This window comes from Bradyrhizobium sp. HKCCYLRH3097, from assembly GCF_051167875.1.
GTDB lineage: Bacteria > Pseudomonadota > Alphaproteobacteria > Rhizobiales > Xanthobacteraceae > Bradyrhizobium.
On record NZ_JBNPTX010000006.1, the window covers coordinates 300,675 to 325,303 of the forward strand.

The 24,629-nt window shown below is 65.9% G+C and carries 27 protein-coding genes; 21 read left to right on the forward strand and 6 right to left on the reverse strand.

The window, feature by feature from the left end:
- Positions 1-32: 32 nt before the first annotated feature.
- The 5 genes from ACQR0U_RS17295 (at position 33) to cynS (ending at position 5,045) form a co-directional block, all read left to right on the forward strand.
- A complete protein-coding gene (locus ACQR0U_RS17295) occupies positions 33-908 on the forward strand; it encodes a sulfurtransferase (RefSeq protein WP_315749287.1) in 876 nt (291 codons plus the stop codon).
- 97 nt (positions 909-1,005) lie between these two features.
- The gene (locus tag ACQR0U_RS17300) at positions 1,006-2,391 is read left to right on the forward strand and encodes a CmpA/NrtA family ABC transporter substrate-binding protein (RefSeq protein WP_316192775.1); all 1,386 of its coding nucleotides are present in this window, start codon (positions 1,006-1,008) and stop codon (positions 2,389-2,391) included.
- A gap of 214 nt (positions 2,392-2,605) precedes the next feature.
- Entirely contained in the window at positions 2,606-3,445 is an 840-nt protein-coding gene (gene ntrB, locus ACQR0U_RS17305; protein WP_315826315.1) for a nitrate ABC transporter permease, read from the forward strand.
- A gap of 158 nt (positions 3,446-3,603) precedes the next feature.
- On the forward strand, positions 3,604-4,506 hold the full coding sequence (locus tag ACQR0U_RS17310; protein ID WP_316192774.1) for an ABC transporter ATP-binding protein: 903 nt from the start codon (positions 3,604-3,606) through the stop codon (positions 4,504-4,506).
- 50 nt (positions 4,507-4,556) lie between these two features.
- Positions 4,557-5,045 (forward strand): cyanase, encoded by a 489-nt coding sequence (gene cynS, locus ACQR0U_RS17315; RefSeq protein ID WP_315749292.1) that lies wholly within the window; start codon positions 4,557-4,559, stop codon positions 5,043-5,045.
- A gap of 74 nt (positions 5,046-5,119) precedes the next feature.
- On the opposite strand, the gene ACQR0U_RS17320 is transcribed toward cynS, so the two are convergent.
- Positions 5,120-5,443, reverse strand: coding sequence for a DUF1476 domain-containing protein (locus ACQR0U_RS17320; RefSeq protein ID WP_315714845.1), 324 nt, complete (start codon positions 5,441-5,443; stop codon positions 5,120-5,122).
- 310 nt (positions 5,444-5,753) lie between these two features.
- Between ACQR0U_RS17320 and purC the strand changes: the two genes are divergently transcribed.
- The 7 genes from purC to ACQR0U_RS17355 all read left to right on the forward strand — a co-directional run bounded on the left by purC (position 5,754) and on the right by ACQR0U_RS17355 (position 11,349).
- On the forward strand, positions 5,754-6,521 hold the full coding sequence (purC, locus tag ACQR0U_RS17325; protein WP_016843454.1) for a phosphoribosylaminoimidazolesuccinocarboxamide synthase: 768 nt from the start codon (positions 5,754-5,756) through the stop codon (positions 6,519-6,521).
- A 13-nt stretch (positions 6,522-6,534) separates the two neighbouring features.
- Positions 6,535-6,777 carry a phosphoribosylformylglycinamidine synthase subunit PurS gene (gene purS / locus ACQR0U_RS17330; RefSeq protein ID WP_316170533.1) on the forward strand — a complete coding sequence of 81 codons (243 nt, stop codon included), beginning with the start codon at positions 6,535-6,537 and terminating at the stop codon, positions 6,775-6,777.
- Positions 6,778-6,780: 3 nt separating this feature from the next.
- Positions 6,781-6,960 (forward strand): hypothetical protein, encoded by a 180-nt coding sequence (locus tag ACQR0U_RS17335; protein ID WP_315749293.1) that lies wholly within the window; start codon positions 6,781-6,783, stop codon positions 6,958-6,960.
- 4 nt (positions 6,961-6,964) lie between these two features.
- Positions 6,965-7,666, forward strand: a complete 702-nt coding sequence (gene purQ, locus ACQR0U_RS17340) for a phosphoribosylformylglycinamidine synthase subunit PurQ (protein WP_315714844.1) — start codon at positions 6,965-6,967, stop codon at positions 7,664-7,666.
- A 157-nt stretch (positions 7,667-7,823) separates the two neighbouring features.
- Positions 7,824-8,399, forward strand: a complete 576-nt coding sequence (locus ACQR0U_RS17345) for a hypothetical protein (protein WP_315750008.1) — start codon at positions 7,824-7,826, stop codon at positions 8,397-8,399.
- A gap of 211 nt (positions 8,400-8,610) precedes the next feature.
- The gene (locus tag ACQR0U_RS17350; protein ID WP_315750009.1) at positions 8,611-9,873 is read left to right on the forward strand and encodes a DUF1236 domain-containing protein; all 1,263 of its coding nucleotides are present in this window, start codon (positions 8,611-8,613) and stop codon (positions 9,871-9,873) included.
- Between the two features lie 165 nt (positions 9,874-10,038).
- Positions 10,039-11,349 carry a cation:dicarboxylate symporter family transporter gene (locus ACQR0U_RS17355; RefSeq protein WP_434872196.1) on the forward strand — a complete coding sequence of 437 codons (1,311 nt, stop codon included), beginning with the start codon at positions 10,039-10,041 and terminating at the stop codon, positions 11,347-11,349.
- A gap of 2 nt (positions 11,350-11,351) precedes the next feature.
- On the opposite strand, the gene ACQR0U_RS17360 is transcribed toward ACQR0U_RS17355, so the two are convergent.
- Positions 11,352-12,296, reverse strand: coding sequence for a LysR family transcriptional regulator (locus tag ACQR0U_RS17360; protein WP_315750010.1), 945 nt, complete (start codon positions 12,294-12,296; stop codon positions 11,352-11,354).
- A gap of 98 nt (positions 12,297-12,394) precedes the next feature.
- Between ACQR0U_RS17360 and ACQR0U_RS17365 the strand changes: the two genes are divergently transcribed.
- From ACQR0U_RS17365 to ACQR0U_RS17385, 5 genes are all read left to right on the forward strand, one after another.
- The gene (locus tag ACQR0U_RS17365; protein ID WP_316192773.1) at positions 12,395-13,210 is read left to right on the forward strand and encodes an alpha/beta fold hydrolase; all 816 of its coding nucleotides are present in this window, start codon (positions 12,395-12,397) and stop codon (positions 13,208-13,210) included.
- Between the two features lie 13 nt (positions 13,211-13,223).
- On the forward strand, positions 13,224-13,772 hold the full coding sequence (locus ACQR0U_RS17370) for a carboxymuconolactone decarboxylase family protein (RefSeq protein WP_315749298.1): 549 nt from the start codon (positions 13,224-13,226) through the stop codon (positions 13,770-13,772).
- A 2-nt stretch (positions 13,773-13,774) separates the two neighbouring features.
- On the forward strand, positions 13,775-14,575 hold the full coding sequence (locus ACQR0U_RS17375) for an SDR family NAD(P)-dependent oxidoreductase (protein ID WP_315750012.1): 801 nt from the start codon (positions 13,775-13,777) through the stop codon (positions 14,573-14,575).
- A gap of 16 nt (positions 14,576-14,591) precedes the next feature.
- Positions 14,592-15,452, forward strand: coding sequence for an amidohydrolase family protein (locus tag ACQR0U_RS17380; RefSeq protein WP_315749300.1), 861 nt, complete (start codon positions 14,592-14,594; stop codon positions 15,450-15,452).
- Positions 15,453-15,628: 176 nt separating this feature from the next.
- Positions 15,629-16,366: a tetratricopeptide repeat protein gene (locus ACQR0U_RS17385; protein WP_315826311.1), complete on the forward strand. Its 738-nt coding sequence runs from the start codon at positions 15,629-15,631 to the stop codon at positions 16,364-16,366.
- A 231-nt stretch (positions 16,367-16,597) separates the two neighbouring features.
- Here ACQR0U_RS17385 and ACQR0U_RS17390 read toward each other — a convergent pair whose 3' ends face one another.
- A complete protein-coding gene (locus ACQR0U_RS17390) occupies positions 16,598-17,080 on the reverse strand; it encodes a PaaI family thioesterase (RefSeq protein ID WP_315714838.1) in 483 nt (160 codons plus the stop codon).
- Positions 17,081-17,276: 196 nt separating this feature from the next.
- On the opposite strand from ACQR0U_RS17390, the gene purL reads away from it, so the two are divergent.
- A complete protein-coding gene (purL, locus tag ACQR0U_RS17395; RefSeq protein ID WP_315749302.1) occupies positions 17,277-19,487 on the forward strand; it encodes a phosphoribosylformylglycinamidine synthase subunit PurL in 2,211 nt (736 codons plus the stop codon).
- Between the two features lie 190 nt (positions 19,488-19,677).
- Here purL and ACQR0U_RS17400 read toward each other — a convergent pair whose 3' ends face one another.
- Entirely contained in the window at positions 19,678-20,874 is a 1,197-nt protein-coding gene (locus ACQR0U_RS17400; protein ID WP_315714836.1) for an acyltransferase family protein, read from the reverse strand.
- Between the two features lie 435 nt (positions 20,875-21,309).
- Here ACQR0U_RS17400 and ACQR0U_RS17405 point away from each other — a divergent pair, with 435 nt between their 5' ends.
- Entirely contained in the window at positions 21,310-21,483 is a 174-nt protein-coding gene (locus ACQR0U_RS17405; protein ID WP_012045337.1) for a DUF1328 domain-containing protein, read from the forward strand.
- An 82-nt stretch (positions 21,484-21,565) separates the two neighbouring features.
- Here ACQR0U_RS17405 and ACQR0U_RS17410 read toward each other — a convergent pair whose 3' ends face one another.
- Complete coding sequence (locus ACQR0U_RS17410; protein WP_315749303.1) at positions 21,566-21,931, reverse strand: DUF427 domain-containing protein; 366 nt, start codon at positions 21,929-21,931, stop codon at positions 21,566-21,568.
- Between the two features lie 250 nt (positions 21,932-22,181).
- Here ACQR0U_RS17410 and ACQR0U_RS17415 point away from each other — a divergent pair, with 250 nt between their 5' ends.
- Both ACQR0U_RS17415 and ACQR0U_RS17420 read left to right on the forward strand, forming a co-directional pair.
- Positions 22,182-22,421: a BolA family protein gene (locus tag ACQR0U_RS17415; protein WP_315714834.1), complete on the forward strand. Its 240-nt coding sequence runs from the start codon at positions 22,182-22,184 to the stop codon at positions 22,419-22,421.
- A 32-nt stretch (positions 22,422-22,453) separates the two neighbouring features.
- Positions 22,454-23,656 (forward strand): low temperature requirement protein A, encoded by a 1,203-nt coding sequence (locus tag ACQR0U_RS17420; RefSeq protein WP_434843521.1) that lies wholly within the window; start codon positions 22,454-22,456, stop codon positions 23,654-23,656.
- Here the strand turns inward: ACQR0U_RS17420 and egtD are convergent.
- Positions 23,632-24,603 carry an L-histidine N(alpha)-methyltransferase gene (gene egtD, locus ACQR0U_RS17425; protein WP_316202227.1) on the reverse strand — a complete coding sequence of 324 codons (972 nt, stop codon included), beginning with the start codon at positions 24,601-24,603 and terminating at the stop codon, positions 23,632-23,634. The genes ACQR0U_RS17420 and egtD overlap by 25 nt on opposite strands.
- Between the last annotated feature and the right edge of the window lie 26 nt (positions 24,604-24,629).

Here is a 24,629-nt window from a genome sequence, read left to right on the forward strand (position 1 = left end):
AACCAACAAATCCCAACCAGGAGAGGCCTGCCATGACGGACGTTCTGATTACAGCCGGCGAACTCGCTGAGTTCATCAAGACCGAGCCGTGTGTCGTGATCGACACCCGCAATCCCGATGCCTACGCCGCGGGACATCTTCCCGGCGCCGTCAACGTCCACGAGATATTCACCTATCTCGCGACGTCCACACCGGAAGGCATGGAGGAATTGAAGACGAAGTTTGCGGACGCGTTCGGCGCCGCCGGCCTTTCGGGCGCCGAGACCGCCGTCGTCTACGAACAGTCGATGAACTCCGGCTTCGGCCAGTCGTGCCGCGGCTATTTCCTGCTCACGATGCTCGGCTATCCCAAGGTCAAGGTGCTGCATGGCGGCTACGATGCCTGGGTGGCCGCCGGCATGCCGGTGACGACCGACGTGCCGTCGCCGGCCAAGGCCTCGTTCGCCATCGTGCCGGAGGCGGGCAGCATCCTGATCGACGCCAAGGCGATGCTGGCGGCGGTTGGCAATCCCGCTATCGCGATCCTCGACGTCCGCGATGTCGATGAGTGGATCGGCGATTCCTCCTCGCCCTACGGCAAGGATTTCTGTCCGCGCAAAGGCCGCATCCCCGGCGCCGTCTGGCTCGAATGGTACCGCATGATGAAGCCGACCGCCGAAGGCCCGCGCTTCAAGTCGAAGGACGAGATCCTCGCCGAATGCGCCACCGTCGGCATCACGGTCGACACGCCGGTTTATCTCTACTGCTTCAAGGGCGCGCGGGCCTCGAACACCTTCCTGGCGCTGAAGAACGCCGGCGTGAAGGATGTGCGGATGTACTTCGGCTCGTGGAACGAGTGGTCGCGCGACCCGTCGCTGCCGATCGAGGAAGGACTTCCGATGCCGGCGATGACCAGCAAGGCGGCATAGAAGCTGCATGTTAAGCACGTCCGGCCGCTGAAAAATGCGGCCGGACGAGCAGTTCGAAGGCGCTGACAGCGCAGGTGTGACAAAAGGGGCGCAGCACATGTCGATTTTCGATGATCCGTTCGATGCCGATTCACGCGTGAATGCCGGTTGTATCTGCGGCCAGCATCGCAGCCCGGCCGAACATGAGCACGCCGCGCTGGCGCTGCGCTGCGAGCCCGTGGCGGACTCCACCGAGAAGCGCTACGAGAACGTGGTCGCGTCAGCCGTGCTGCGCGCGGTGTTTCCGCAAGCTGCCACCCGCCGCGCGTTTCTGAAGTCGGTCGGCGCCGCCACCGCGCTCGCCGCAGTGTCCCAGTTCTTCCCGCTGAAGACCGCGACCGAGGCGTTCGCCGAAGCGGGCGCGCCCGAGAAGAAGGATCTCAAGGTCGGCTTCATCCCGATCACCTGCGCGACCCCGATCATCATGGCGGCGCCGCTCGGCTTCTATGCCAAGGCCGGGCTGAACGTCGAGGTCGTCAAGACCGCCGGCTGGGCCGTCATCCGCGACAAGACCATCAACAAGGAATACGACGCCTCGCACATGCTGGCGCCGATGCCGATCGCGATCTCGCTCGGCCTCGGTGCACAGCCGATCCCGTTCACCGTGCCCGCGATCGAGAACATCAACGGGCAGGGCATTACGCTTGCGATGAAGCACAAGGACAAGCGCAATCCGAAGGACTGGAAGGGCATGAAGCTCGCCATTCCGTTCGACTATTCGATGCACAACTATCTCCTGCGCTATTATCTCGCCGAGCACGGCATCGATCCCGACACCGACGTGCAACTGCGCTCGGTTCCGCCGCCGGAGATGGTCGCGAACCTGCGCGCCGACAACATCGACGGCTTCCTCGCGCCCGACAACATCTGCCAGCGCGCGATCTTTGACGGCGTCGGCTTCCTGCACATCCTGTCGAAGGAGATCTGGGACGGTCACCCCTGCTGCAGCTTCGCGGCGAGCCGCGAGTTCATCACGACGGCGCCGAACAGCTTTGCCGCTCTCACCCGCGCCATCGTCGATGCCACCGCGTACGCGTCGAAGGCTGAGAACCGCAAGCAGATCGCGGAGGCGATCGCTCCGGCGAATTACATCAATGCGCCGGTGACCGTCATGGAGCAGGTCTTGACCGGCACCTACGCCGATGGCCTCGGCGGCGTGAAGACCGATCCGAAGCGCGTCGATTTCGATCCGTTCCCGTGGCAGTCCTTCGCGGTGTGGATGCTGACGCAGATGAAGCGCTGGGGCCAGATCAAGGGCGACGTCGACTACAAGGCGGTCGCGGAGCAGATCTATCTCGCCACCGACACCCGCAAGGTCATGACCGAGATGGGCCTGACGCCGCCGACGGACTCCTACAAATCGTTCTCGGTGATGGGCAAGCCGTTCGATCCGACCAAGCCGGACGACTACGTCGCCAGCTTCAAGATCAAGAAGGCGTCGTGATGGGGGGGATGGGCGCGACGCTGCTGGCCGCGACAATCGCGATGGACACGACGCTGCCGATCAAATCATCGGTGTCGTCCCCGCGAACGCGGGGACCCATACGCCGTGAACCCGCTTGTGGCAGGAATGGCGACGACGATCTTTTTTACCAAGTCTGGACGGTGGTTATGGGTCCCTGCGTTCGCAGGGACGACACCGTGAGTGGAGCGCCGGCATGACCGCCTCTCTTCGCCTCCGCGCCGCCGTGGTTTCCATCGTGCTGCTGGCCGTGTTCCTCGGCGCCTGGCATATCGCGACGCGCAGCACGGGCGCCGCGGCCAACATGAGCCCGGAATACGCCAAGCTGATGGGCATGACGGCCACGCAGGGCAAGTCGGCGATGCCCGGGCCGCTCGATGTCGGTGCCAAGCTGTGGGAGCATCTGCGGCGGCCGTTCTACGACAATGGTCCGAACGACAAGGGGCTCGGCATCCAGCTCGCCTTCTCGCTCGGGCGGGTCATGCTCGGCTATTTGATCGCAGTCGCGGTCGCGATCCCGCTCGGCTTCCTGATCGGCATGTCGCCCTTGATGAGCAAGGCGCTCGATCCGTTCATCCAGATTCTCAAGCCCATCTCGCCGCTCGCCTGGATGCCGCTCGCGCTCTACACCATCAAGGATTCCAGCCTGTCGGCGATCTTCGTGATCTTCATCTGCTCGGTGTGGCCGATGCTCATCAACACCGCCTTCGGCGTCGCCGGCGTGCGCAAGGAATGGATCAACGTCGCCCGCACGCTCGAGGTCGGGAATTTCCGCCGGGCCTTCACGGTCATCCTGCCGGCTGCGGCGCCGACGATCCTCACCGGCATGCGGATCTCGATCGGCATCGCCTGGCTCGTCATCGTCGCCGCCGAGATGCTCGTCGGGGGCACCGGCATCGGCTACTTCGTCTGGAACGAGTGGAACAACCTCTCGATCACCAACGTGATCATCGCGATCCTGTTGATCGGCCTGGTCGGCATGGTGCTGGATCAGATCCTGGCCCGCGTGTCGCGGCTCGTGACGTTTCCGGAGTAGGGCATGATCAGGCGAACTGCTGCAAGGTGCGCAACTCCGTTCCCCTCCCCCTTGCGGGGAGGGGTCAGGGGTGGGGGTGCCCCAGGCGCGAGTCTTCGTGGGGGACCCCCCTCCCTGACCCTCCCCCACAAGGGGGGAGGGAACGGAAAGACCTTCCTATGACCGACAAGTTCATCTCCATCGAAGGGATCGCCAAGCGCTATGATGGGGCGCGCAGCACGACGATCTTCGAGAATCTCTGGCTCGCGATGGCGCGCGGCGAGTTCGTCTGCGTGATCGGGCATTCCGGCTGCGGCAAGACTACGGTGCTGAATGTTCTTGCCGGCCTCGACGTGCCGAGCGAAGGCGCCGTCATCGTCGACGGCCAGGCCATCGAAGGTCCGAGTCTCGACCGAGCGGTCATCTTCCAGAGCCATGCGCTGCTGCCGTGGCGAACGGTGCTCGGCAACGTCGCCTATGCCGTCTCGTCGAAATGGCGCAAATGGGATCGCGCCAAGGTCAAGGCGCATGCGCTGAAATACATCGAGCTCGTCGGCCTGTCCGGCTCCGAGCACAAGCGGCCGTCGGAGCTGTCCGGCGGCATGAAGCAGCGCGTCGGGATTGCCCGCGCGCTCTCGATCACGCCGAAGATCATGCTGATGGACGAGCCGTTCTCCGCGCTCGATGCGCTGACGCGCGGCACCCTGCAGGACGAGGTCCGCCGCATCTGCGTCGAGACCGGGCAGACCGTGTTCATGATCACCCACGACGTGGACGAAGCGATCTATCTCGCCGACAAGATCGTGCTGATGACCAACGGACCCGGCGCGGTGCTCGCGGAGATCGTCGAGAACCCGCTGCCGAAGGACCGGCTGCGCGGCGACCTGCATCGCCATCCGCTGTACTACGCGCTGCGCAACCATATCATCGATTTCCTGGTCAGCCGCAGCAGGACCTTCACTGCCGAGACGCCGGATCACGATCCGCGTAAGGTGCCGGTGGTGAAGATCGGGCGCAGCGAGCCGACGATCGTCGCGTCCAACCCGGTCGAGAACGACGCGCCGCAGGCGATCGCCCGCTGACGCCCAGCCGGAAGAAACCCATCAACGAAGACTTTCAAGGGAGACCAAGCATGAAGCGATCCGACCTCACCGAGAAGCTGCTCGACATCAAGCGCGAGAAGGGCTGGAGCTGGAAATACATCTGCGAGCAGATCGGCGGCTATTCCGAGGTGCTGATTGTCGGCGCCGTTCTCGGCCAGATGAAGCTGACCAAGCCGCAGGCGGCGAACGCCGGCGAGCTGTTCGGCCTGTCCAAATCCGAGATCGCGATGCTGAACGAGACGCCGATGCGCGGCGAGGGCGTGCAGATGCCGCCGACCGATCCCTTGATCTACCGCTTCTACGAGCTCGTGATGATCAACGGCCCGGCGTGGAAGGAGCTGATCCAGGAGGAATTCGGCGACGGCATCATGTCGGCGATCGACTTCGACATGGTGATGGAGCGCCTGCCCAATGCCAAGGGAGACCGCGTCAAGATCACGATGTCGGGCAAGTTCCTGCCTTACAAATATTACGGCGCCAGCGGCAACGTGCCGGAATACGGCTTCAAGGAAGAGTAAGCGAGTAGCGAATTGCGGGTAGCGAATAGGGGCAGGAGATCCCTATTCGCTACTCCCTATTCGCTATTCGCCTCTCACTGTCCCGCCTTGACCTGCGCCACGGCGGTCACCAGCAGCTCGCTCATCTTCGCGCGCACGTCCGCCTCGGTGACGGCCGCGCCCTTGGCGGTGAGGTCTCCCAGCACCTTGCGCAGCACGTCGGCATCGCCCGCTTCCTCGAAATCGGCCGCGACGACCTCCTTGGCGTAGGCGTCGGCGTCAGCGCCGGACTTGCCGAGCTTTTCGGCTGCCCACAGGCCGAGCAGCTTGTTGCGGCGGGCTTCTGCCTTGAACTTCAATTCCTCGTCATGGGCGAATTGCTTCTCGAAGGCGTCCTCGCGCTTGTCGAACGTGGTCATGGTCGGAACTTCCAGTGTTGCCGAAGAGGGTTAACCGCGCAGGCGGTTGCGGGGCGGTGGCCGCACGCCTAAATAATTGGAACATCTTGCCAATACAACGGGTACGAGGCCGCAGGGAAGGGCGGTAAAACTCCGCTCCCGAGGCCCGGATCGATTGTGCTCGGGACACCAATGAGATAGGTTTCCCACAGGCCCGGTTCTTGTTCTGTTTCCGTCCGTCCGGGCCCTCGCGGCAGCTCCGTCGTGGTCCTGTCCAAAGTCATCCGGAGCCCACCATTTCATGGATTTCAACAAAACACGGTACATCCCAATGAGCCGTCGGCGTCGCATTTATGAAGGCAAGGCCAAGGTCCTGTATGAAGGCCCCGAGCCGGGCACCCTGATCCAGCACTTCAAGGACGACGCCACCGCCTTCAATGCCAAGAAGCACCAGGTGATTGAAGGCAAGGGCGTCCTCAACAACCGGATCTCGGAGTACCTGTTTCAGCACCTCAACGACATCGGGGTTCCGACTCACTTCATCCGCCGGCTCAACATGCGCGAGCAGTTGATTCGCGAGGTCGAGATCGTGCCGCTCGAGGTCGTCGTCCGCAATGTGGCGGCGGGCTCGCTGTCGCAGCGCCTCGGCATCGAGGAAGGCACCCAGCTGCCGCGTTCGATCATCGAATTCTATTACAAGAACGACCAGCTCAACGACCCCATGGTGTCGGAGGAGCACATCACCGCGTTCGGCTGGGCGACGCCCCAGGAAATCGACGACATCATGGCGCTTGCCATTCGCGTCAACGACTTCCTGACCGGGCTTTTCCTCGGCATCGGCATCCGCCTGGTCGACTTCAAGATGGAATGCGGCCGGCTGTTCGAGAACGAGATGATGCGCATCATCGTCGCCGACGAGATTTCCCCCGATTCCTGCCGGCTGTGGGACATCAAGTCGAACGAGAAGCTCGACAAGGACCGCTTCCGTCGTGATCTTGGCGGCCTTCTGGAGGCCTATACCGAGGTCGCCAAGCGGCTCGGCATCCTCATCGAGAACGAGCGCCCGGCGGGCTCCGGCCCGGTCCTGGTCAAGAGCTAAAAGGGAACAAGACGTGAAAGCGCGTGTCACGGTGACGCTGAAAGCCGGCATCCTCGATCCGCAGGGCAAGGCGATCGAGGGCGCCCTGAAATCGCTCGGCGTCGACGGCGTCGCCAGCGTGCGGCAGGGCAAGGTGTTCGACATCGAGCTCGCCGGTGCCGACAAGGCCAAGGCGGAGGCCGCCCTGAAGGCGGCCGCCGACAAGCTGCTGGCGAATACGGTGATCGAGAATTACCGGGTGGAGTTGCTGGGGTAGGGAATGGCCGTGATCGACCGCGAGATCTACGAGCTTCTGCTGGAAATCCCGCGTGATCAGGTCCGTGTCGAACATTCTGTCGATGAGCTGCTTGCTGGTGCGCGAGCGTTGAACAGAGAGCTCTCGTCGGACTCACACACTCTCGCGACGCTGCGAGGGGATCATTATCGAGCAAACACGTAGCATCATGAAATCCGCCGTCCTCGTCTTCCCCGGCATCAACCGCGAACGCGACATGGCCCGCGCGCTGCGCATGATCTCCGGCCATGAGCCTGCGATGGTCTGGCACGCCGAGACGTCGCTGCCGAAGGGCACCGACCTCGTCGTGGTGCCCGGCGGCTTCTCCTATGGCGACTATCTGCGCTGTGGCGCGATCGCGGCACGGGCCCCGGTGATGGACGCAGTACGCGATTTCGCCGCCAAGGGCGGCTTGGTGCTCGGCGTCTGCAACGGCTTCCAGATCCTGTGCGAGTCCGGCCTGCTGCCGGGCGTGCTGATGCGCAACGATAAGCTGAAGTTCATCTGCAAGGACGTGCATCTGCGGGTCGAGCGCTCCGATTCGCCGTTCACCCGCGGCTACAATGCGGGTCAGGTCATCCGCGTGCCGGTCGCTCACGGCGAGGGCAATTATGCGGCCGACGAGGAGACCTTGAAGCGGCTCAATGGCGATGGGCGCGTGCTCTATCGTTACTGCTCAGCCGATGGCGAGGTCGGCGACCTCAGCAACATCAATGGCGCTGCGCATTCCATCGCCGGCATCGTCAACGAGAACGGGAATGTGCTCGGCATGATGCCGCATCCCGAGAATCACGTCGAGGACATCATGGGCTGCACCGACGGCCGTGGCCTGTTCGCCGGCCTCGTCGCCCATCTCGACCGCGCGGCCTGATCGGCGGGCTGCGCCCGTGACGTTTCCGTCGGGCCGCTCGCCCGGCCCGACCCACAAACGACCGATTGGTGATCGAGGTTGCGGGACGTCCTCCATCTCCCGGATCGTCCCTGACGTCCGTCCTGCCTGCCACTTCCTCGATCCCGACGGTGCCTTGATGTCGACGCTGCCTCTCACTCAGCGCGCCCTGCGCTGGCTTCTCCTGTCCGTGTCGCTCTCGCTCGTCACGGGCGTTGGCGCCGCTCGGGCCGAGACCCCGTCGACGACGCCGTCGGTCGCCACACCGACTCTGCCGTTCACCGTGGGCGGCTGGAAACCGCAGCGGCCGAACGGCACCGATGTGACCTTCTTCCTGTGCGACGATGCGAAATGCGGCCCTGGCTCGAAGGTGAGCTACCGGCTCTACGGACCCAACACGACGATGACGATCGAGCAATTCCGCGCCTCCCAGGACCAGACCGTCAAGCTGCTCGACCAGCGCGTGCCGGGTCAGAGCACGACGATTCTGGGCGTCGAGGGCGGCAAGGGCAGCGGGCTGCCGCGCATGTTCTATGCACGGCGCCTGAAAGTGTCGCCAGGCGGAGAGAAGGAATATCAAGTGAGCGGCATGCTGTTCGGCGCGAGAGGCAGTGCCAGCCTGATCAGCTCCGCGACTGGCGAGGCGAACAGCACGGCCAACTTCAAGCAATTCGCGGTCCCGGTCATGCTTCTGCTCGCGCCACGGTCAAAATGATCGCGTGACGGCGCGCCGAAGCCGTTCATCAAAATCGTTCCGGAGTTTTTTCTCGCGCCGTCCGGCAACGCCGGGCGGCTGTTTGCGTTGTCCGCCAGCGAATGGGGCAGGGATCCAAGGAGGTTCTCATATGACGACGAAACATTGGCTGGGAACGGCCGCGATCATCCTGGCGATCGGCACGGCATCAGGTGTATCGGCGCAAGGCGACATGAAGCGCGAGGGAGGCCCGGCCGCTGCGACGGCGCACGAGGCCACGCGTCCGGCTGCCGAGGCGAAGGGAGAGGCAAAGGGCGGCGCCGCCGCGGCGGAACGTGCCGGCGCCGAGGCAAAGCAGAGCGCGCAGGAGCAGCGCCGTGGCGAGCCTTCATCCGCAGCAGGACGCGAGCAGGCTCAGGAAAGGTCCTCCGAGCGGTCGGCACATGATGCCAAGCAGAGCGCCGAGAGCAAGGGCGGTGCGGCCGCCGAGCGTGGCCGCGAGGCCAAGGAGAGCGCCGAGTCGAAGTCGTCGACTGACAGCAAGCAGGCCGACAAGCAGTCTGACAGCAAGAGCAAGGCCGAGTCGAAGCAACAGCAGGGGCGCGCCGACGAGCCGCGCAAGGGCGAGGATCGCGCCGCCGAGAGCAAGTCGGGGGCGACGGATCGGAAGTCCGACCGTGAGGCCGATCGCGCTGATCACGATAAGGACAAGACCCGGCAGAGCCAGGACGAGCGCAAGACCGGCACGTCCGACGAGGCCGCGGACAAGCAGACCGGCGACCGCAACAAGCAGGCCAACCAGCCGAACGCGGCCGACAGCAAGAACACGACCGCGCAGCAGAACCAGCCGACCGGCGCCGGTCAGCGTGATCAGACCGGGCAGGCCAACAATCAGACCCAGTCCAATGGCAGCCGCTCCAGCACGCAGGTGTCGGTCAACGAGCAGCAGAAGACCCGCGTGGTCGATCAGCTCAAGCGCGATCACGACTTCGACCAGGCGCGCACCAATCTCAACATCAACATCAATGTCGGCGAGCGCCTGCCGGAGCGCGTGCGGCCGCGTCCGCTGCCGTCGGACATCGTGACGATCGTGCCGGAATATCGCGGCTACGAGTACACCGTGATCCATGACGAGATCGCGATCGTCGACCCGCGCAGCCGCGAGATCGTCGACGTAATCCCGCAGAACGGCATGCGCGCGGACCGCGGCTATGATCGCGGCGGCTATGGCGTCGGCTCGACCCGGATCGTGCTGTCGGACGATCAGCGCCAGATTCTGCGCCGCGCCGCCACCGAGACGGGCACTGTGGGCTCGACGACATCGTCGTCGTCCTCGTCCGGATCGAGCTGCCTGAGCCTGCGCCGCGTGCCCGATGAGCTCGCGCGCAGCAATCCGGAGCTGGCCAACTACCAGTATCTGGCGATCGGCGAGCAGGTCGTGCTGGTCGACCCGCGCGATCAGAAGGTGGTGCAGGTCATCGACCAGCAGCAGTAGGGCCGAGGCGCGGCTGCGCCTTGTCTCATCGATGGCCTCCCTTGCCGCTGCGGCATGGGGGGCCATCGAAAGATTGATTTGGACATAGCACGTCCGGCTCTGCTTCAGTTCGCTCACAACGGGGAACGAGATTCCATCTCGTCCACAAGGGGAGCGAAACGAGCCATGGCGATCATCCGCCAGCTGTATGTCCAAGTCCTGATCGCGATCCTGCTCGCGATCGCCGTCGGCCTGCTGGCGCCAGAGGCGGCCGTTCAGATGAAGCCGCTCGGCGATGCGTTCATCGCACTTCTGCGCATGATGCTCGGGCCGATCATCTTCTGCTCGGTGGTGCTCGGGCTGACGCATGTCCGCGATATGAGGCAGCTCGGCCGGCTCGCGTTCAAGTCGCTGCTGTATTTCGAGACCCTGACCACGCTCGGCATGGTCGTCGGCTTCATCGCGGTCAACGTGTTCCAGCCCGGCGACGGGCTCCATGCCGGCAACCTCGCGCTCAATGACAGCGTGACGCGCATCTCCAACGCCGCGAGCAATTTCACGGCTATCGGCTTCTTCCTCAGCATCATCCCGACCACGATCGTCGACGCCTTCGCCAAGGGCGAGATTCTCCAGATCCTGTTCATCTCGGTGATGGTGGGCGCGGCGCTGAGCGTCGGCCTGAAGACGGAGTCGGCGATCCTGCGCGGCATCGAGGAGGGGCAGGACGTGCTGTTCCGCATGCTGGGTTTCATCATGAAGCTGGCGCCACTCGGGGCGTTCGGCGCCATGGCGGCGGCGATCGGCACGCATGGCGGCGCCACGCTGCTCTATCTCGGCAAGGTCGTGCTGCTGTACTGGATCACGGCGGTCGTCTTCGTCGCAGTCGTGCTCGGCGGCGTGTGCGCCATCATGCGGCTGTCGCTGCTCAAGCTGCTGCGGCTGATCCGCGAGGAGCTGCTGCTGGTGCTCGGGACCGCGTCCGGCGAGGTTGCGCTGCCGCGGCTGATGCAGAAGCTCGAGCAGGCCGGCTGCGACGGCGCCATCGTCGGTTTCGTGCTGCCGGCCGGCTACAGCTTCAATCTCGACGGCACGGGCATCTACATGGCGATTGCCGTCGGCTTCATCGCCCAGGCCACCGACACGCCATTCAGCTACGGCCAGCAGCTGGCGGTGCTCGCGGTCATGCTGCTGACCTCGAAGGGCGGCACCACCGTCGCGGGCGGCGCCTTCATCAAGCTCGCGGCGACCCTGCAATCCGTCCGCGTGCTGCCGCTCAACGGCCTCGGCCTGCTGTTCGGCATCGACCGCCTGATGGCGACCTGCACCGCGCTCACCAACGTCGTCGGCAACACCGTTGCCGTGTTCGTCATCGCGCGCTGGGAAAATGCGCTGGATGCCGCCAGGCTCGATGCCTATCTCGCGGGCGGCACCGCGTTGACGGCCGCGGAGGCGGCGGTCGACGAGGGCCGCGCTGCAATCGCCGGTGCGGGCGAATGAGCTCAGCGCACGTAGTCGCCGATGATCTTGGCGCCGGGCCAGGCGCCGTCCGCCACGCTCTGCGCGATCACCTCGCGCATCAGCGCCAGCAGCTCGTCGGCAAGCCAGGTCGGCTGGCGTTCCCGCGGCATGCCGATCGAGACGGTCGAGATCAGCGGCGGCCGCTCGATCGACCGCACGGTGAGCTCGCCGCGCTTCGCCTCGGCGACGACCGCGGCATGGGCGAGGATCGTTGCGCCGAGACCGCGCCGAACCATGGCCTTCGTCATGCTCACGCTGTCGACCTCGAAGGCGACGTTGAGCCGCGTGCCGTTCTGGATCGCCGCCTGCTCGATCAGCCGCCGGTTGCTGTGCGGAAGACTCGGCAGGATCAGCGACAGCCCGGCCAGCTCGCGCCAGCGGATCGTCTCGGCCACGGTGTCGCCGCGCTTGGCCGGCGGCAGGGCGACGACCATCCGCTCGTGCAGGATGGGGGTCAGCGCGATGCCGTCGAGCGGCGGCGGATTGTAGAGCACGGCGATGTCGAGCCGGCGGTCCAGCAGCCATTCCTCCAGCGACGAGCTGATGCCCTCGCGGACCTGCACGGAGGCCTGCGGCCAGCGCCGGCGCAGTTCGACCACCACGGACGGCGCGATGCGCAGGCCCGCGACCGGCGGCACCCCGAGCGCGATGTGACCGGCGAAGCTCGAATCCGGCGAGCGCACCGCGCCGGGCATCTGGTCGATCTGCAGCAGGACGGCATGGGCGTGCTCGAGGAACGTCGTGCCGGCGCGGGTCAGGCGGACGCCGCGGCCGTGCCGCACCAGCAGCGCGACGCCAAGCTCGTCCTCCAGCTTCATCAGCTGCCGGCTGAGCGCGGATTGCGCGACATTAAGCAATGCCGATGCCCGGCTCAGGCTGCCGGCGCGCGCCACCTGCACGAAGTAACGAAGCTCGCGGATGTCGATGGCCGTGTCCTCCGCGCCGCTGCCCGCCGCAGTTTATTGCAAGCGGCCCAGGGCGAGTCAAACCGCGCGCCGACAACGATGAGACGGGCGCCTTGCCGATGAACTTCATCCATCTCGACGGCTTGACGCTGCGCTATGAGCTGCGCGGCGGTGGCGCGAGGACGCTGGTGTTGCTGCATGAGCTCGGCGGCAGCCTCGAAAGCTTCGATGCCTTGATGCTAGAGCTGCCCGGCGACCTGCGGGTGCTGCGCTATGATCTGCGCGGCGCCGGCCTGTCGGAAAAGCCGCGCGCGCCGTTCGGCTTCGCCGATCACGTCGGCGACCTCGACCGGCTGCTGAGGGCGCTCGGCGCCGATGGACCGGTCGATATCGCCGGCGTCGCCGCCGGTGCGGCGCTCGCCGTCAGCTTCGCGCTCGCGCATCCGCAGCGCGTGAGCGCGCTGGCGCTGTGCGCGCCGGCCCTCAGCGTCGATGCTGGTCGCGTGCAGTATCTGGCGGCGCGCTCCGCGCTCTGCATGCGCGCCGGCATGCGCGCCGTGGCGGCTGATACGCTCGATCGTTCCTATCCGCCGGTGCTGCGAACCGACCGCAATGCCTACCTCGCTTATCTCGGCCGCTTCCTCGGCAACGATCCGGTCGGATATGCCCATAACAACCTGGCGTTCGCTGAGGTCGATCTGCGCGAACGGCTCGCGGAGGTTCGGCAGCGCTGCCTGCTGCTTGCCGGCGCGCATGATCTGTTGCGGCCGCAGGCGCAGGTCGAGGCGCTCGCCCGTCTCATTCCCGGCGCGGCGTTCGCGACCGTCGACACGGCCGGTCATCTGATGCAGGTGCAGGCCCCCGCCGAGCTGGCGGGGCGGCTGACGGCTTTTCTTGCCAGGCCCGGGACACAGCCGATTCCTCGCGCCTCGTGACCAGGAGCATCGCATGCGCATCAAGGACCTTGCCCTGGCCGAGATGGACGAGACGCAGCGCGCGGTGGCCGAAGAGGCCATCGCCGGCCGGCGCGGCCGGATCCCGGCGCCGCTGCGGGCCTGGCTGCACAGTCCGGAGCTCGGACGCCGGGCCCAGAAGCTCGGCGAGTTCGCCCGCTACGAGACGTCATTGCCGCCTGCGCTGTCCGAGCTCGCGATCCTCGTGACGGCACGGCACTGGACCTCGCATGTCGAATGGTATGCCCACAAGCGGGATGGGCTCGAGGCGGGCATCGCCCCGTCGGTCATCGACGCGATCGCGCAACGGCGTGATCCAGAGTTCACCGATCCGGCCGCGAAGCTCGTTCACGACTACACCCGGCAGCTGCTCGCCAGCGGCCGCGTGCCGGACGCTCTGCACGCGCTGGCGGCCGCAACCCTCGGCACGCGCGGCGTCGTCGATCTCGTCGGCATCATCGGCTATTACGGGCTGGTGGCGCTGACCCTCAACGCGTTCGACATCGGCCTGCCCGATGGCGAGACGCCGGAGCTGGAGCCATGACCATGACGAAGCGCCTGGAGGGCAAGGTCGCGATCATCACCGGGGCCGGCTGCGTCGGTCCGGGCTGGGGCAACGGCCGCGCCGCGGCGGTCATCTTCGCGCGCGAGGGCGCCAGGGTCCTCGCCGTCGACCGCGATGGCAGCCGCATGGACGAGACGCTGGCGCGCGCCCTGGACCACGGCGGCGTCATCCAGGCCCACCGCTGCGACGTCACCGATGCGGCGGATGTCGCCGCGATGGTCGACGCCTGTATCGCAGCGTTCGGCCGCGTCGATATTCTGGTCAACAATGTCGGTGGCTCGGCGCCGGGAGGCCCGGTCGAGCTGAGCGAGCAGGGCTGGGACGCGCAGCTCGATCTCAACGTGAAGAGCGTCTTCCTCACCTGCAAGGCGGTGCTGCCGCACATGGCGGCGCAGGGCGGCGGGGCCATCGTCAACACGGCCTCCACCTCGGGCATCCGCTGGACCGGATCGGCGCAGGTCGGCTACGCCTCGGCCAAGGCCGCGGTGATCCAGTTCTCGCGCGTCGTTGCCGTGCAGTATGCCCCGCAGCGCGTGCGCGTGAACACGGTGGTGCCTGGCCAGATGCACACGCCGATGGTCGAGGCGCGCCTCGCCGGGCAGCGCGCCGGCGGCGATGTCGCGGCGCTGCTGCGGACGCGGCAGGCTCGCATCCCGCTCGGCTTCATGGGCGACGGCCGCGACACCGCCCACGCCGCGCTGTTCCTCGCCTCCGACGAGGCGCGCTTCGTTACCGGCACCGAGATCGTTGTCGATGGCGGCATGAGCGCCCGCTGTGACTGAACCCATGAGCACGGGCATGGCTGCCGTTTCCCGCGCATGGCCGGCGGGGGCCTGCGATGCGCATTGTCACATCTTCGGTCCGTTCGACCGCTTTCCGCTGCCCGACGATCGCAGCTTCACGCCGCCGGAGGCGCCGGAAACGGCGCTGCGCCGTTTGCACGATCGGCTGGGCATCGATCGCGCGGTCATCGTCCACAGCCAGGGTCATGGCCGCGACCATCGCCCGCTGCTCGATGCGCTGGCCGTGGGAGAAGGCCGCTACCGCGGCGTCGCCGTGCTCGGAGCGGAGGTCACGGCTGCGGAGGTCGCGCGCCTCGATAAAGCCGGCGTCTGCGGTGCCCGCTTCAACTTCCTGGCGCATCTCGGCGGCGCGCCGTCGGCGGAGCGCATGCGGGCCGTGCTCGCGCTGGTGAGGCCGTTCGACTGGCATGTCGCCATTCATGTCACGGCCGCCGATCTCATCCGCTATGCCGAGCTGATCGCGGCCATCGAGCTGCGCATGGTGATCGACCACATGGCCCGGCCGGACCTCGGCCGGAATCTCGGCGCCTGTCAGGCGATCCTGTGTCGCTTGCTCGACAGCGGGCGGGTCTGGATCAAGCTCAGCGGTGCCGATCGCATCTCGCGCGAGGGCGCGCCCTATCATGACGTTGTGCCGTTCGCCCGAAGCGTTGCCGCGCACGCCCCTGAGCGCGTGCTGTGGGGCAGCGACTGGCCGCACGTCAACATCACGGGACAAATGCCGGACGATGCGGTGCTGGCCGACCTCGTGGCCGAGATCGCGCCGTCGGAGACGGCGCGACAGCGGCTTCTGGTCGACAATCCCTCGGCGTTCTTTCGCTTCGATGAATCTCGCCGGGGCCCCGTGGGAGCTTAGCTACGAGCGTCGCGGAGGCCGCCGCCACAGGCGTGCGTCCATTGAACCTGCTGTGGCCGTGATGCGTCAAAACGGGATCGTCCGCAACGGCCTGCGTGAGCGCGGGATTGTCCGGGCTGGCCGGCCACGCTATCAACGTCGGCGTGTAAAATCTCGCCGTGAGTTGGGGATCTGCCGTGCCTATCGCGCTCGTCGTACTTCTGCTCGACATTTCGCTGATCTACCATGCGTCGCGGACCGGCCGTCTGCAGCCCTGGGCCTTCATCATCCTGATGGTGCCGATGATCGGCGCGCTCGCCTACATCGTCGTCGAGCTGGTGCCTGAATGGCTCGGCAGCCACGACGTCCAGAAGGCGCGCAAGCGCGTCGCCAACAAGCTGGACCCCGAGAAAGACTACCGCGAGCTGTCCGATCGTGTCGCGATCACGGACACGATCGCCAACCGCGCGGCGCTGGCCGAGGAATGCGTTGCGGTCGGGCGTTATGACGAGGCCGAGCAGCATTACGATCACATCCTGAGCCTGCCGATGGGCCACGAGCCGCTGTTCGCGCTGGGCAAGGCCAAGGCGCAGTTCGCGCGCCGCCGCCCAGCGGATGCGCTGGCGACGCTCGACGAGCTGCAGAAGAGCTGGCCGGACTACAATTCGGCCGAGGCGCATCTGCTCTATGCACGGGCTTTGCAGGAAGCCGGCCGCATCGATGAGGCCATCGAGGAGTACCAGGCGCTGCTGGACTATGCGCCGGGCAGCGAGGCGAAGGTCCGCTACGGCACGCTGCTCAAGCTGGTCGGCCGGATCGATGAAGCCAAGGTCGTGTTCACGGAGCTGCTGATCCAGATGAAGCGCGCGCCACGACATGTGCGCAAGGCGCAGGCCGAGTGGATCGCGATCGCCGAGAAGCAGATCGCGGGGTAGCTCCGCAACGGCAGGGTACATCTTCTCCGCGCGTCATTCCGGGGCGCGCGAAGCGCGAGCCCGGAATCCATAACCACGCATGTCTTGGGAGGCGGGATGCGCGTGGCGCTGTTCTTCGACCATTTTGCGGCTGCCGGCTCATTCGCGCTGCTTCAAAATGGCTACGCCATTTTGCGCGCGAATGCCCCGGAACGACGGAGAGGGTTGAGCGCGATCCCCCTTGCTCCGTCCCTACGGCGAGTTCGCCGCCTCCGGTGTCCGCCGCCTGATGCGCTTGATGGTGCCGGAAAACGAGAACAGCGGCTTTGGGCCGGAATGCAGCATGCCGCGCAGGAAGATCAGCGAGGCGCCGGCGCGGGTGACCTCGCCGGTAGCCTCGATCAGTTCGCCCTCACGCGCGGCATCGAGGAACTCGGACGAGAACGACACCGTGACACCCGGGCCCTGCATGATCGGCGCGGCGAAGGCGAACAGGCAGTAGTCGGCGAAGGTCATCAGGCAGCCGCCATGGACGTTGCCGCCGCCGTTGAGGTGCTTCTTCTCGACCCGGAAGGCGCAGCGGATCGAGCCATCGTCCTCCATCCGGTGCCAGAATGGCCCGGTGTGGGATTCGTAGCTGTCGCGCATCCAGGTCCGCCAGCCGGCGAACTCGCCGTCGGTCGCGATGTGGATGCCAGGGCGGTTCTCGAAGGCGGAACGGGACAGGTCGTGCACGTGTCAGGGCCTTTAACTGTTGATTTACCGTCTTAAATCCGATTGGTCGCCAATCTGCAAATATCCCTTCTGGCGGTCCGGGCCAAAGCTCTGGACAGGGCGGAATAGGGCCGTAAAAGGCCTTTTCCCGCCCTGGCGATCTTTCTATGAAGCAGGCTTCAAGGGACCAGCGGCCCACGGGCAAAGGCATTTCTCCATGCGCAATGAACCGCAGATCACCCCCGAGCTCGTCGCCGCCCACGGGCTGAAGCCCGATGAATATGAGCGCATCCTGAAGCTGATCGGGCGGGTGCCGACCTTCACCGAGCTCGGCATCTTCTCGGCGATGTGGAACGAGCACTGCTCGTACAAGTCGTCCCGCATCCATCTGCGGGGACTGCCGACCAAGGCGCCCTGGGTGATCCAGGGCCCCGGCGAAAACGCCGGCGTGATCGACATCGGCGACGGCCAGGCCGTCGTGTTCAAGATGGAGAGCCACAACCACCCGAGCTACATCGAGCCGTATCAGGGTGCGACCACCGGCGTCGGCGGCATCCTGCGAGACGTGTTCACCATGGGCGCACGCCCGATCGCGTGCCTGAACGCGCTGTCGTTCGGCGCGCCGGAGCATCCCAAGACCCGGCATCTGGTGTCCGGGGTGGTGGCCGGCATCGGCGGCTATGGCAACTCGTTTGGCGTTCCGACGGTCGGCGGCCAGACCCGCTTCCACACCCGCTATGACGGCAATATCCTGGTCAACGCCATGGCGGTCGGCCTCGCCGACGCCGACAAGATCTTCTATGCGGCGGCTTCCGGCGTGAACATGCCGATCGTCTATCTCGGCTCCAAGACCGGCCGCGACGGCATCCACGGCGCCTCGATGGCCTCGGCCGAGTTCGACGATTCCTCGGAGGAGAAGCGCCCGACGGTGCAGGTCGGCGACCCCTTCGCCGAGAAGCTGCTGCTGGAGGCGTGCCTGGAGATCATGGCCGCCGATTGCGTGATCGCGATCCAGGACATGGGTGCGGCCGGCCTGACCTGCTCGGCGGTCGAGATGGGCGCCAAGGGCGACCTCGGCGTCGATCTCGATCTCGATGCCGTGCCGACCCGCGAGATCGGCATGAGCGCCTACGAGATGATGCTCTCCGAGAGCCAGGAGCGCATGCTCATGGTGCTGAAGCCGGAGAAGGAGAAGGAGGCGGAAGCGATCTTCCGCAAATGGGGGCTCGATTTCGCGGTGGTCGGCTACACCACGCCGAGCAAGCGGTTCGTGGTGAAGCATGGCGGCGACGTCATGGCCGACCTGCCGATCAAGGAGCTCGGCGACGAGGCGCCGCTGTACGACCGGCCGCACGTGGCCTCATCGACGCTGCCGGTGATCCACGCCCGCGAGGTCAAGGCGCCCCTGGACATCATCCCGGCCCTGGAGAAGCTGATCGCCACGCCCGATCTGTGCTCCAAGCGCTGGATCTGGGAGCAGTACGACCATGTGATCCTCGGCAACACCGTGCAGCGCCCGGGCGGCGATGCCGCCGTGGTGCGCGTGCAGGATGGCCCGAAGGGGCTTGCGCTCACCGTCGACGTCACGCCCCGCTATTGCGAGGCCGACCCGTTCGAGGGTGGCAAGCAGGCCGTCGCCGAAGCCTGGCGCAACATCACCGCGGTCGGTGGCCGGCCGCTCGCGATCACCGACAATCTCAATTTCGGCAACCCGGAGCGGCCCGAGATCATGGGCCAGTTCGTCGGCTGCCTGAAAGGCATTTCGGAGGCCTGCCGCGCGCTCGACTTCCCCGTCGTCTCCGGGAACGTCTCGCTCTACAACGAGACCAACGGCCGCGCGATCCTGCCGACGCCCTCGATCGGCGGCGTCGGCCTGCTCGATGATTTCACCAAGTCGGCGAGCATCGCCTTCAAGGCCGAGGGCGAGGCGATCCTGTTGATCGGCGAGACCCATGGCTGGCTCGGCCAGTCGGTCTACTTGCGCGACGTCTGCGGCCGGGAGGAGGGCGCTCCGCCGCCTGTCGACCTCGCCGCCGAGAAGCGCATCGGCGATGTCGTCCGCGGCATGATCCATGCGGGCACGGCGACAGCTGCGCATGATCTGGCCGACGGTGGTCTGCTCGTCGCGCTCGCCGAGATGGCAATGGCCTCCGGCATCGGCGCGCGGCTGCTGGCCGCGCCTGCCTCGATCGTGCCGCATGCCTATTGGTTCGGCGAGGACCAGGCGCGCTATCTCGTGACGGTGCCGGAGACCGAGGCTGGCCGCGTGCTGGCCAAGATGCGCGGCGCCGGCGTGCCGTGCACGCGCATCGGCACGACAGGCGGCACTACGCTGGCGATCGCCGGCGATGGTGCCGTCGAGGTCGCCGCGCTCAAGACGGGATTCGAAAGCTGGCTGCCCAAATACATGGGCGGGTCAGCCGCCTGACCCCGGACGCACGCCGCGGCGGTCACGGTCAGGCACGCTGGCAAACGACGACCGAGTTCGTCGTGAGAGCGTTGGCCTCGCCCAGCGTCATTGCGGGCGCAGCGTAGCAATCCAGGAACGCCATCCGCGGATGCGGTCTGGATTGCGTCGTCGCTGCGCTCCTCGCAATGACGGAGGAGGCAGGACCGTCCTACAACACGTTCTTCGCCCCCGGAATCTGCCTGAGCACCCAGGTCGCGCCCCAGCTCAGCAGCATGCTGCCGACAAAGGCGATCGTCGCCTTGGCGATGGCTGGCAGGCCGAAGTCGAACAGCCAGTACTGGATCCACAGCACGATCGGATAGTGTACCAGGAACATGCCATAGGCATCGGCCTGCATGCGATCGAGCACGGAGAATTCCGAGCGGCGGTTGTTCAGGAAGTAGGACAGGATCGCAAACAGGATCGCGGCGCTGAAGATGACGAACAAGAAGCCATAGGCCGCCTCGTACCATTGCGGCAACACGGGCGGATTGCCCAGCACTTGGCGCTTGATCGTGATAAGCACCCAGAGCAGCGCATAGGGCACGAGCGTGACCACGATCCAGGCCCCGAGTCCGCGCTGCGACATCTGCCCTTCTGCGGCCAGCAGGCCGCGTTCGAAATTGGCCGAGCCGATGCCAGCCCCGACGTAGAAATAGGCGGCGTAGAGCAAGACGCGGCTGGCCTGCACCGAGAGCGGCCCTGCCTCGAACCACAACGTCGGGCCGAAATAGAGCCGGGACGGGATGTAGAGCCCGCCCGTGATCAGCAGGAAGACGAAGAAGAAGTCGCGCGGATGCTCGAAGGCGCGCTGCGACAGCCGATTGATCGGATCCAGCAGGCGCGGCGAGACGCGGTACAAAAGGGCTGCCGAGGTGTCGAACGCCAGCAGCACCCAGATGAACCAGATCGGCCCGCTCGGCCATGGGCCGACCGTGACCGTCTTCCACCAGAAGGAAGCGAAGCGGGCGTCGGGATTGGCGCGCAGCTCGATCGCGTAATAGGCAAGCGGAATGACGGTCAGGGCCGCGATGGCGAAGGGCAGGCCAAGGCGCAATAGCCGGTCACGCAGGAACTGCAGCGTCGACTTGTGGGCAAGGCCCGACCACACGAACAGGCCCGACAGAAAGAAGAACATGGCCATGAAGAAGCTGTCGGTGGCCAGCACGATGGCGTCGAAACCGAGGAAGGACGTCGGATCGGTGTGCCCGAAATAGGTATAGGGAATCACGGCGTGGTGGAGCAGCACCACCAGCGTCAGGAATGTCCGGGCGTGATCGAGCGCGGCGTTGCGTGCCCGAGCGCGCGGGCGGGCCTGAAGCTCGACCTTTGCGGCCGCCGCCGATTGTGTAACCGATATGACCATACGCCCCCCGGCGTCGCTGCTGCCCGGCCCGTGCAGCGGATGTGACGTTCGCATCCCCCTTCGGCCGCGGGGCGTCATGCAAACGTCGTCCAAGGCTGCGCGAGCTGGAATGAGTGGATGAGCTCGTGTGACCCTCTGGCACCGCCATTCGCTGGAGTCGCCCAAAAGCGAGCGAATGACGGCGCCGGACTACCAGATGTCGTCGTTGGTGCTGCAAATCAGCAAGTGCCGCGGTCCGCAAGCCGGTTTCTCACACACTCTGCCGATTTCCGCTCCGGATATCCTTACGAACCGACGACCTACGAAGTTACGGCCGGGACTGTCGTGGGTTGCGCATTTCTTCGGCACCGGGACCGATGGCCGAAGGAACCGGTTCCCCGCGTCATCGTTAGTGAGGCGCCGCGCCGGCGCGGCGCAGAACCGGAGGACCATACCGTGACTATTCTCAAATGGGCGCTGCTGTTCTTCGTGATCTCGGTGGTGGCCGGTATTCTCGGCTTCACCGGCATCTCGGCAGCTTCCGCCGACATTGCGCGGATCCTGTTCTATATCTTCCTGGTGATCTTCCTCGTGCTGCTGATTCTCGGGCTTACGATTTTCAGAGTGTAGCACGCCATCAGGTCAGTGACCGAAACGACCGCCGCGCCGGTATGGGCCTCGTGCCGGCCGCGCGGCGGGCTGTCACCGCAGTTCAATCAGCTGCGACCTCCTCGATCCGCACCTTGTCCGGATAGAACGCCAGGTGGCCCGAGATCTCGGTCATCGCCGGGAAGGGCGCCTCGTAGCTCCAGATCGCATTGTCCAATGTCTTGCCGTTGGCGACGACGCTAAAATAGCTCGCATCCCCCTTGTACGGACAATGGGTGACACGATCGGTCTTCTGCAGGGCCGCCATGTCGGCGTCGGCCCGCGGCACGTATTGAACAGCGGGGTAGCTCGCTTCCTTCAGCGTCAACGCGCGGGTGGTGTCGGCAATCACGACGCCGTCGGCGATCACCCGCACACGTTTCGGATTGGGGGTGATGGTGATCGGGTGATCCGGTCCTGGAAGCTTCATGTCGCCCTCACGATTCAGCCTTTTGGGTGCGTCACCCGGTCCGACGTATCTCGTTTGACCCGGTATATAGTGGTTCCGCGCGTGACCTCGAAAGCGGTTCGCGCTAGATTTCGCCATCACGGTCCCGCGAGAACGCCTTGATTCGCCGTGCTCGGCGGGCCACTGATGGGAGTGCAGCCAAGCCGCGGGCCCTGCGGGCTACATCGTCCACGGGATGCGGCGCCTGCCCGACACAAGGAGATGCACCGGGATGCCCATGGATGCCCACGATATCGAGCAGATGATCAAGTCTGCCATCCCTGACGCACAGGTGACGATTCGCGATCTCGCTGGCGACGGCGACCATTACGCCGCGACGGTGATCTCGGAATCGTTCCGCGGCAAATCCCGCGTTCAGCAGCATCAGCTCGTCTATCAATCGCTGCGCGGCCAGATGGGTGACGTGCTGCATGCTCTGGCCCTGCAGACCGGGGTGCCGGACCAGCGCTGACTGCTTAGGGGGAGATCGCGCATCCGGGGGAGATGGCGGTGGACAATCCGCGTGGTGCGCTGTTTCGCGTCATCGAGCCGAACCGGCACAGCCGGGTCACGTTCGTCGAGCTGTTCTTCGATCTCGTCTTCGTCTACGCGGTCACGCAGATCTCGCACTATCTGATCGGCCATTTCTCGCCGCTCGGCGCCGCCCAGACGGCCGTTCTGTTTCTCGCGGTCTGGTGGGTGTGGGTCTACACCGCCTGGGTTACCAACTGGCTCGATCCCGAGAAGGCGCTGGTCCGAGGTCTCTTGTTCGCGCTGATGCTGGCGGGCCTCGTTCTGTCGATGTCGATCCCGCGGGCGTTCGAGGACCGCGGCCTGTGGTTCGCCATGGCCTACGCCGCCATGCAGGTCGGCCGGACCGCGTTCTGGCTGACCGCGACGCCGCCGCAGCGATCTGCCGTCCGCCGCAACGCCGCCCGCATTCTCTCCTGGCTCAGTGCCTCCGCCCTGCTCTGGCTGCTCGGCGGCCTTGCCGAGGGCCCGGCACGGATGGGGCTGTGGGGGGCGGCGCTCACCCTGGAATATGCGTCGCCGGCCGTCCGCTTCTGGGTCCCCGGGCTGGGTGCCTCCACCGTCGAGGACTGGATGGTCGAAGGCGGCCACATGGCGGAGCGCTGTGCGCTGTTCATCATCATCGCGCTCGGCGAATCCATCGTCGTCACCGGCGCGACCTTTGCCGAGCTCGACTGGACCGGAGCCAACATTGCCGCCTTCGCCAGCGCCTTCATCGGCACGGTGGCGATGTGGGCGGTGTACTTCAACCGCGGCGCTGAGGCGGGATCGGAAGTGATTTCGCAGTCGGCGCAATCCGGGCTGATGGCGCGCTCGGCCTACACCTACTTGCACATGCCGATCGTCGCCGGCATCATCGTGTCGGCGGTGTCGGACGAGATCGTTCTGAAGCACCCGCTCGGGCATACCGACCTGAATACGGCGGCGACGACGATCGGCGGTCCGTTCGTGTTTCTGCTCGGGACCATCCTCTTCAAGTTCAACATCCGCGGCTTCCTGCAGTTGTCGCACGGCGCCGGACTGCTCGCGCTGATCGGGCTCGGCTGGTTCGCGACCGAACTGTCGCCTCTCGTGCTTTCGGCGCTGACGAGCGCGCTACTGGCGATCGTCGCGCTGTGGGAGACGCTGTCGTTGCGGTCGAAGCCGGAGCCTCACGCCTCGGCGACGAGCGCCTGAACCGAGAACATCTTCTCGGCATCCGTCCACACGGTCTGGACTTTCCAGCCGGATCCGCGGGCCAGCGCGCCGAAGCGCGCGATGCTGTATTTGTAGCTGTTCTCGGTGTGAATGCTCTCGCCGGCCCGGAACGAGATGGTGGTGCCGAGTAGCCGCACCGTTTGCGGCTTCCGCGCCACCAGATGCATCTCGATGCGGTGCTGCTCGCGATTGTAGATCGCGCGGTGGACGAAGGCGGACAGGTCGAAATTGCCGCCGAGTTCGCGGTTGATCCGCAGCAGCAGGTTGAGATTGAAGCGCGCGGTCACGCCGGCCGCGTCGTTGTAGGCGGCGTGCAGCACACGTTCGTCCTTCTCCAGGTCGACGCCGACGATCATCCGTGCGCCGGTCCCCAAGATCTCGCGTGCCGAGCGCAGGAAGCGGCACGCCTCATGCGGCTCGAAATTGCCGATCGTCGATCCCGGAAAGAAGCCGACCTTCGGCTTGCCTTCGATGGCGTCAGGTAGTTTGAACGCCGTCGTGAAGTCGGCGACGACCGGGTGCACGGCGAGCTGTGGGAAGTCGCGGCGCAGGCTGTCGGCCTGTGCGGTCAGGAACTCGCCGGAAATATCGACCGGCACGTAGGCCGCGAAGCGGCAGCTTTCCAGCAGCAGCCGCACCTTGGTGGTGGCGCCGGCGCCGAACTCGACCAGGGCGGCATCGTCGGGAATGACTGCCGCGATCTCGGCGCCGCGATCCCTCAAGATGCCGAGCTCGGTCCGCGTCGGATAGTACTCCGGCAGGCGCGTGATCTGCTCGAACAGATCGGATCCGGCGGCATCGTAGAAATATTTCGGCGATAGCTGCTTGGGCTGCTGGGCGAGGCCTGCGACGGCGTCCGTCGCAAAGGCCGACGTCTTGTCGTCGGGGAGATGGGCGTCGAGCAGCGCGTTGACGTGCACGTTCATGATACTCTCCTGGACGCGCACACACG

What these genes read in the sequence shown, in the direction of transcription:
- purQ (WP_315714844.1), top strand. Translation starts at nt 6,965, where the DNA reads ATGAAATCCGCCGTCCTCGTCTTCCCCGGCATCAACCGCGAACGCGAC.
- ACQR0U_RS17410 (WP_315749303.1), bottom strand. Translation starts at nt 21,931, where the DNA reads ATGAAGCTTCCAGGACCGGATCACCCGATCACCATCACCCCCAATCCG.
- ACQR0U_RS17375 (WP_315750012.1), top strand. Translation starts at nt 13,775, where the DNA reads ATGACGAAGCGCCTGGAGGGCAAGGTCGCGATCATCACCGGGGCCGGC.
- ntrB (WP_315826315.1), top strand. Translation starts at nt 2,606, where the DNA reads ATGACCGCCTCTCTTCGCCTCCGCGCCGCCGTGGTTTCCATCGTGCTG.
- cynS (WP_315749292.1), top strand. Translation starts at nt 4,557, where the DNA reads ATGAAGCGATCCGACCTCACCGAGAAGCTGCTCGACATCAAGCGCGAG.
- ACQR0U_RS17365 (WP_316192773.1), top strand. Translation starts at nt 12,395, where the DNA reads ATGAACTTCATCCATCTCGACGGCTTGACGCTGCGCTATGAGCTGCGC.
- ACQR0U_RS17300 (WP_316192775.1), top strand. Translation starts at nt 1,006, where the DNA reads ATGTCGATTTTCGATGATCCGTTCGATGCCGATTCACGCGTGAATGCC.
- egtD (WP_316202227.1), bottom strand. Translation starts at nt 24,603, where the DNA reads ATGAACGTGCACGTCAACGCGCTGCTCGACGCCCATCTCCCCGACGAC.
- ACQR0U_RS17310 (WP_316192774.1), top strand. Translation starts at nt 3,604, where the DNA reads ATGACCGACAAGTTCATCTCCATCGAAGGGATCGCCAAGCGCTATGAT.
- ACQR0U_RS17295 (WP_315749287.1), top strand. Translation starts at nt 33, where the DNA reads ATGACGGACGTTCTGATTACAGCCGGCGAACTCGCTGAGTTCATCAAG.
- ACQR0U_RS17415 (WP_315714834.1), top strand. Translation starts at nt 22,182, where the DNA reads ATGCCCATGGATGCCCACGATATCGAGCAGATGATCAAGTCTGCCATC.
- ACQR0U_RS17380 (WP_315749300.1), top strand. Translation starts at nt 14,592, where the DNA reads ATGGCTGCCGTTTCCCGCGCATGGCCGGCGGGGGCCTGCGATGCGCAT.
- ACQR0U_RS17370 (WP_315749298.1), top strand. Translation starts at nt 13,224, where the DNA reads ATGCGCATCAAGGACCTTGCCCTGGCCGAGATGGACGAGACGCAGCGC.
- ACQR0U_RS17355 (WP_434872196.1), top strand. Translation starts at nt 10,039, where the DNA reads ATGGCGATCATCCGCCAGCTGTATGTCCAAGTCCTGATCGCGATCCTG.
- ACQR0U_RS17345 (WP_315750008.1), top strand. Translation starts at nt 7,824, where the DNA reads ATGTCGACGCTGCCTCTCACTCAGCGCGCCCTGCGCTGGCTTCTCCTG.
- purC (WP_016843454.1), top strand. Translation starts at nt 5,754, where the DNA reads ATGAGCCGTCGGCGTCGCATTTATGAAGGCAAGGCCAAGGTCCTGTAT.
- ACQR0U_RS17420 (WP_434843521.1), top strand. Translation starts at nt 22,454, where the DNA reads ATGGCGGTGGACAATCCGCGTGGTGCGCTGTTTCGCGTCATCGAGCCG.
- ACQR0U_RS17335 (WP_315749293.1), top strand. Translation starts at nt 6,781, where the DNA reads ATGGCCGTGATCGACCGCGAGATCTACGAGCTTCTGCTGGAAATCCCG.
- ACQR0U_RS17320 (WP_315714845.1), bottom strand. Translation starts at nt 5,443, where the DNA reads ATGACCACGTTCGACAAGCGCGAGGACGCCTTCGAGAAGCAATTCGCC.
- purL (WP_315749302.1), top strand. Translation starts at nt 17,277, where the DNA reads ATGCGCAATGAACCGCAGATCACCCCCGAGCTCGTCGCCGCCCACGGG.
- ACQR0U_RS17350 (WP_315750009.1), top strand. Translation starts at nt 8,611, where the DNA reads ATGAAGCGCGAGGGAGGCCCGGCCGCTGCGACGGCGCACGAGGCCACG.
- ACQR0U_RS17400 (WP_315714836.1), bottom strand. Translation starts at nt 20,874, where the DNA reads ATGGTCATATCGGTTACACAATCGGCGGCGGCCGCAAAGGTCGAGCTT.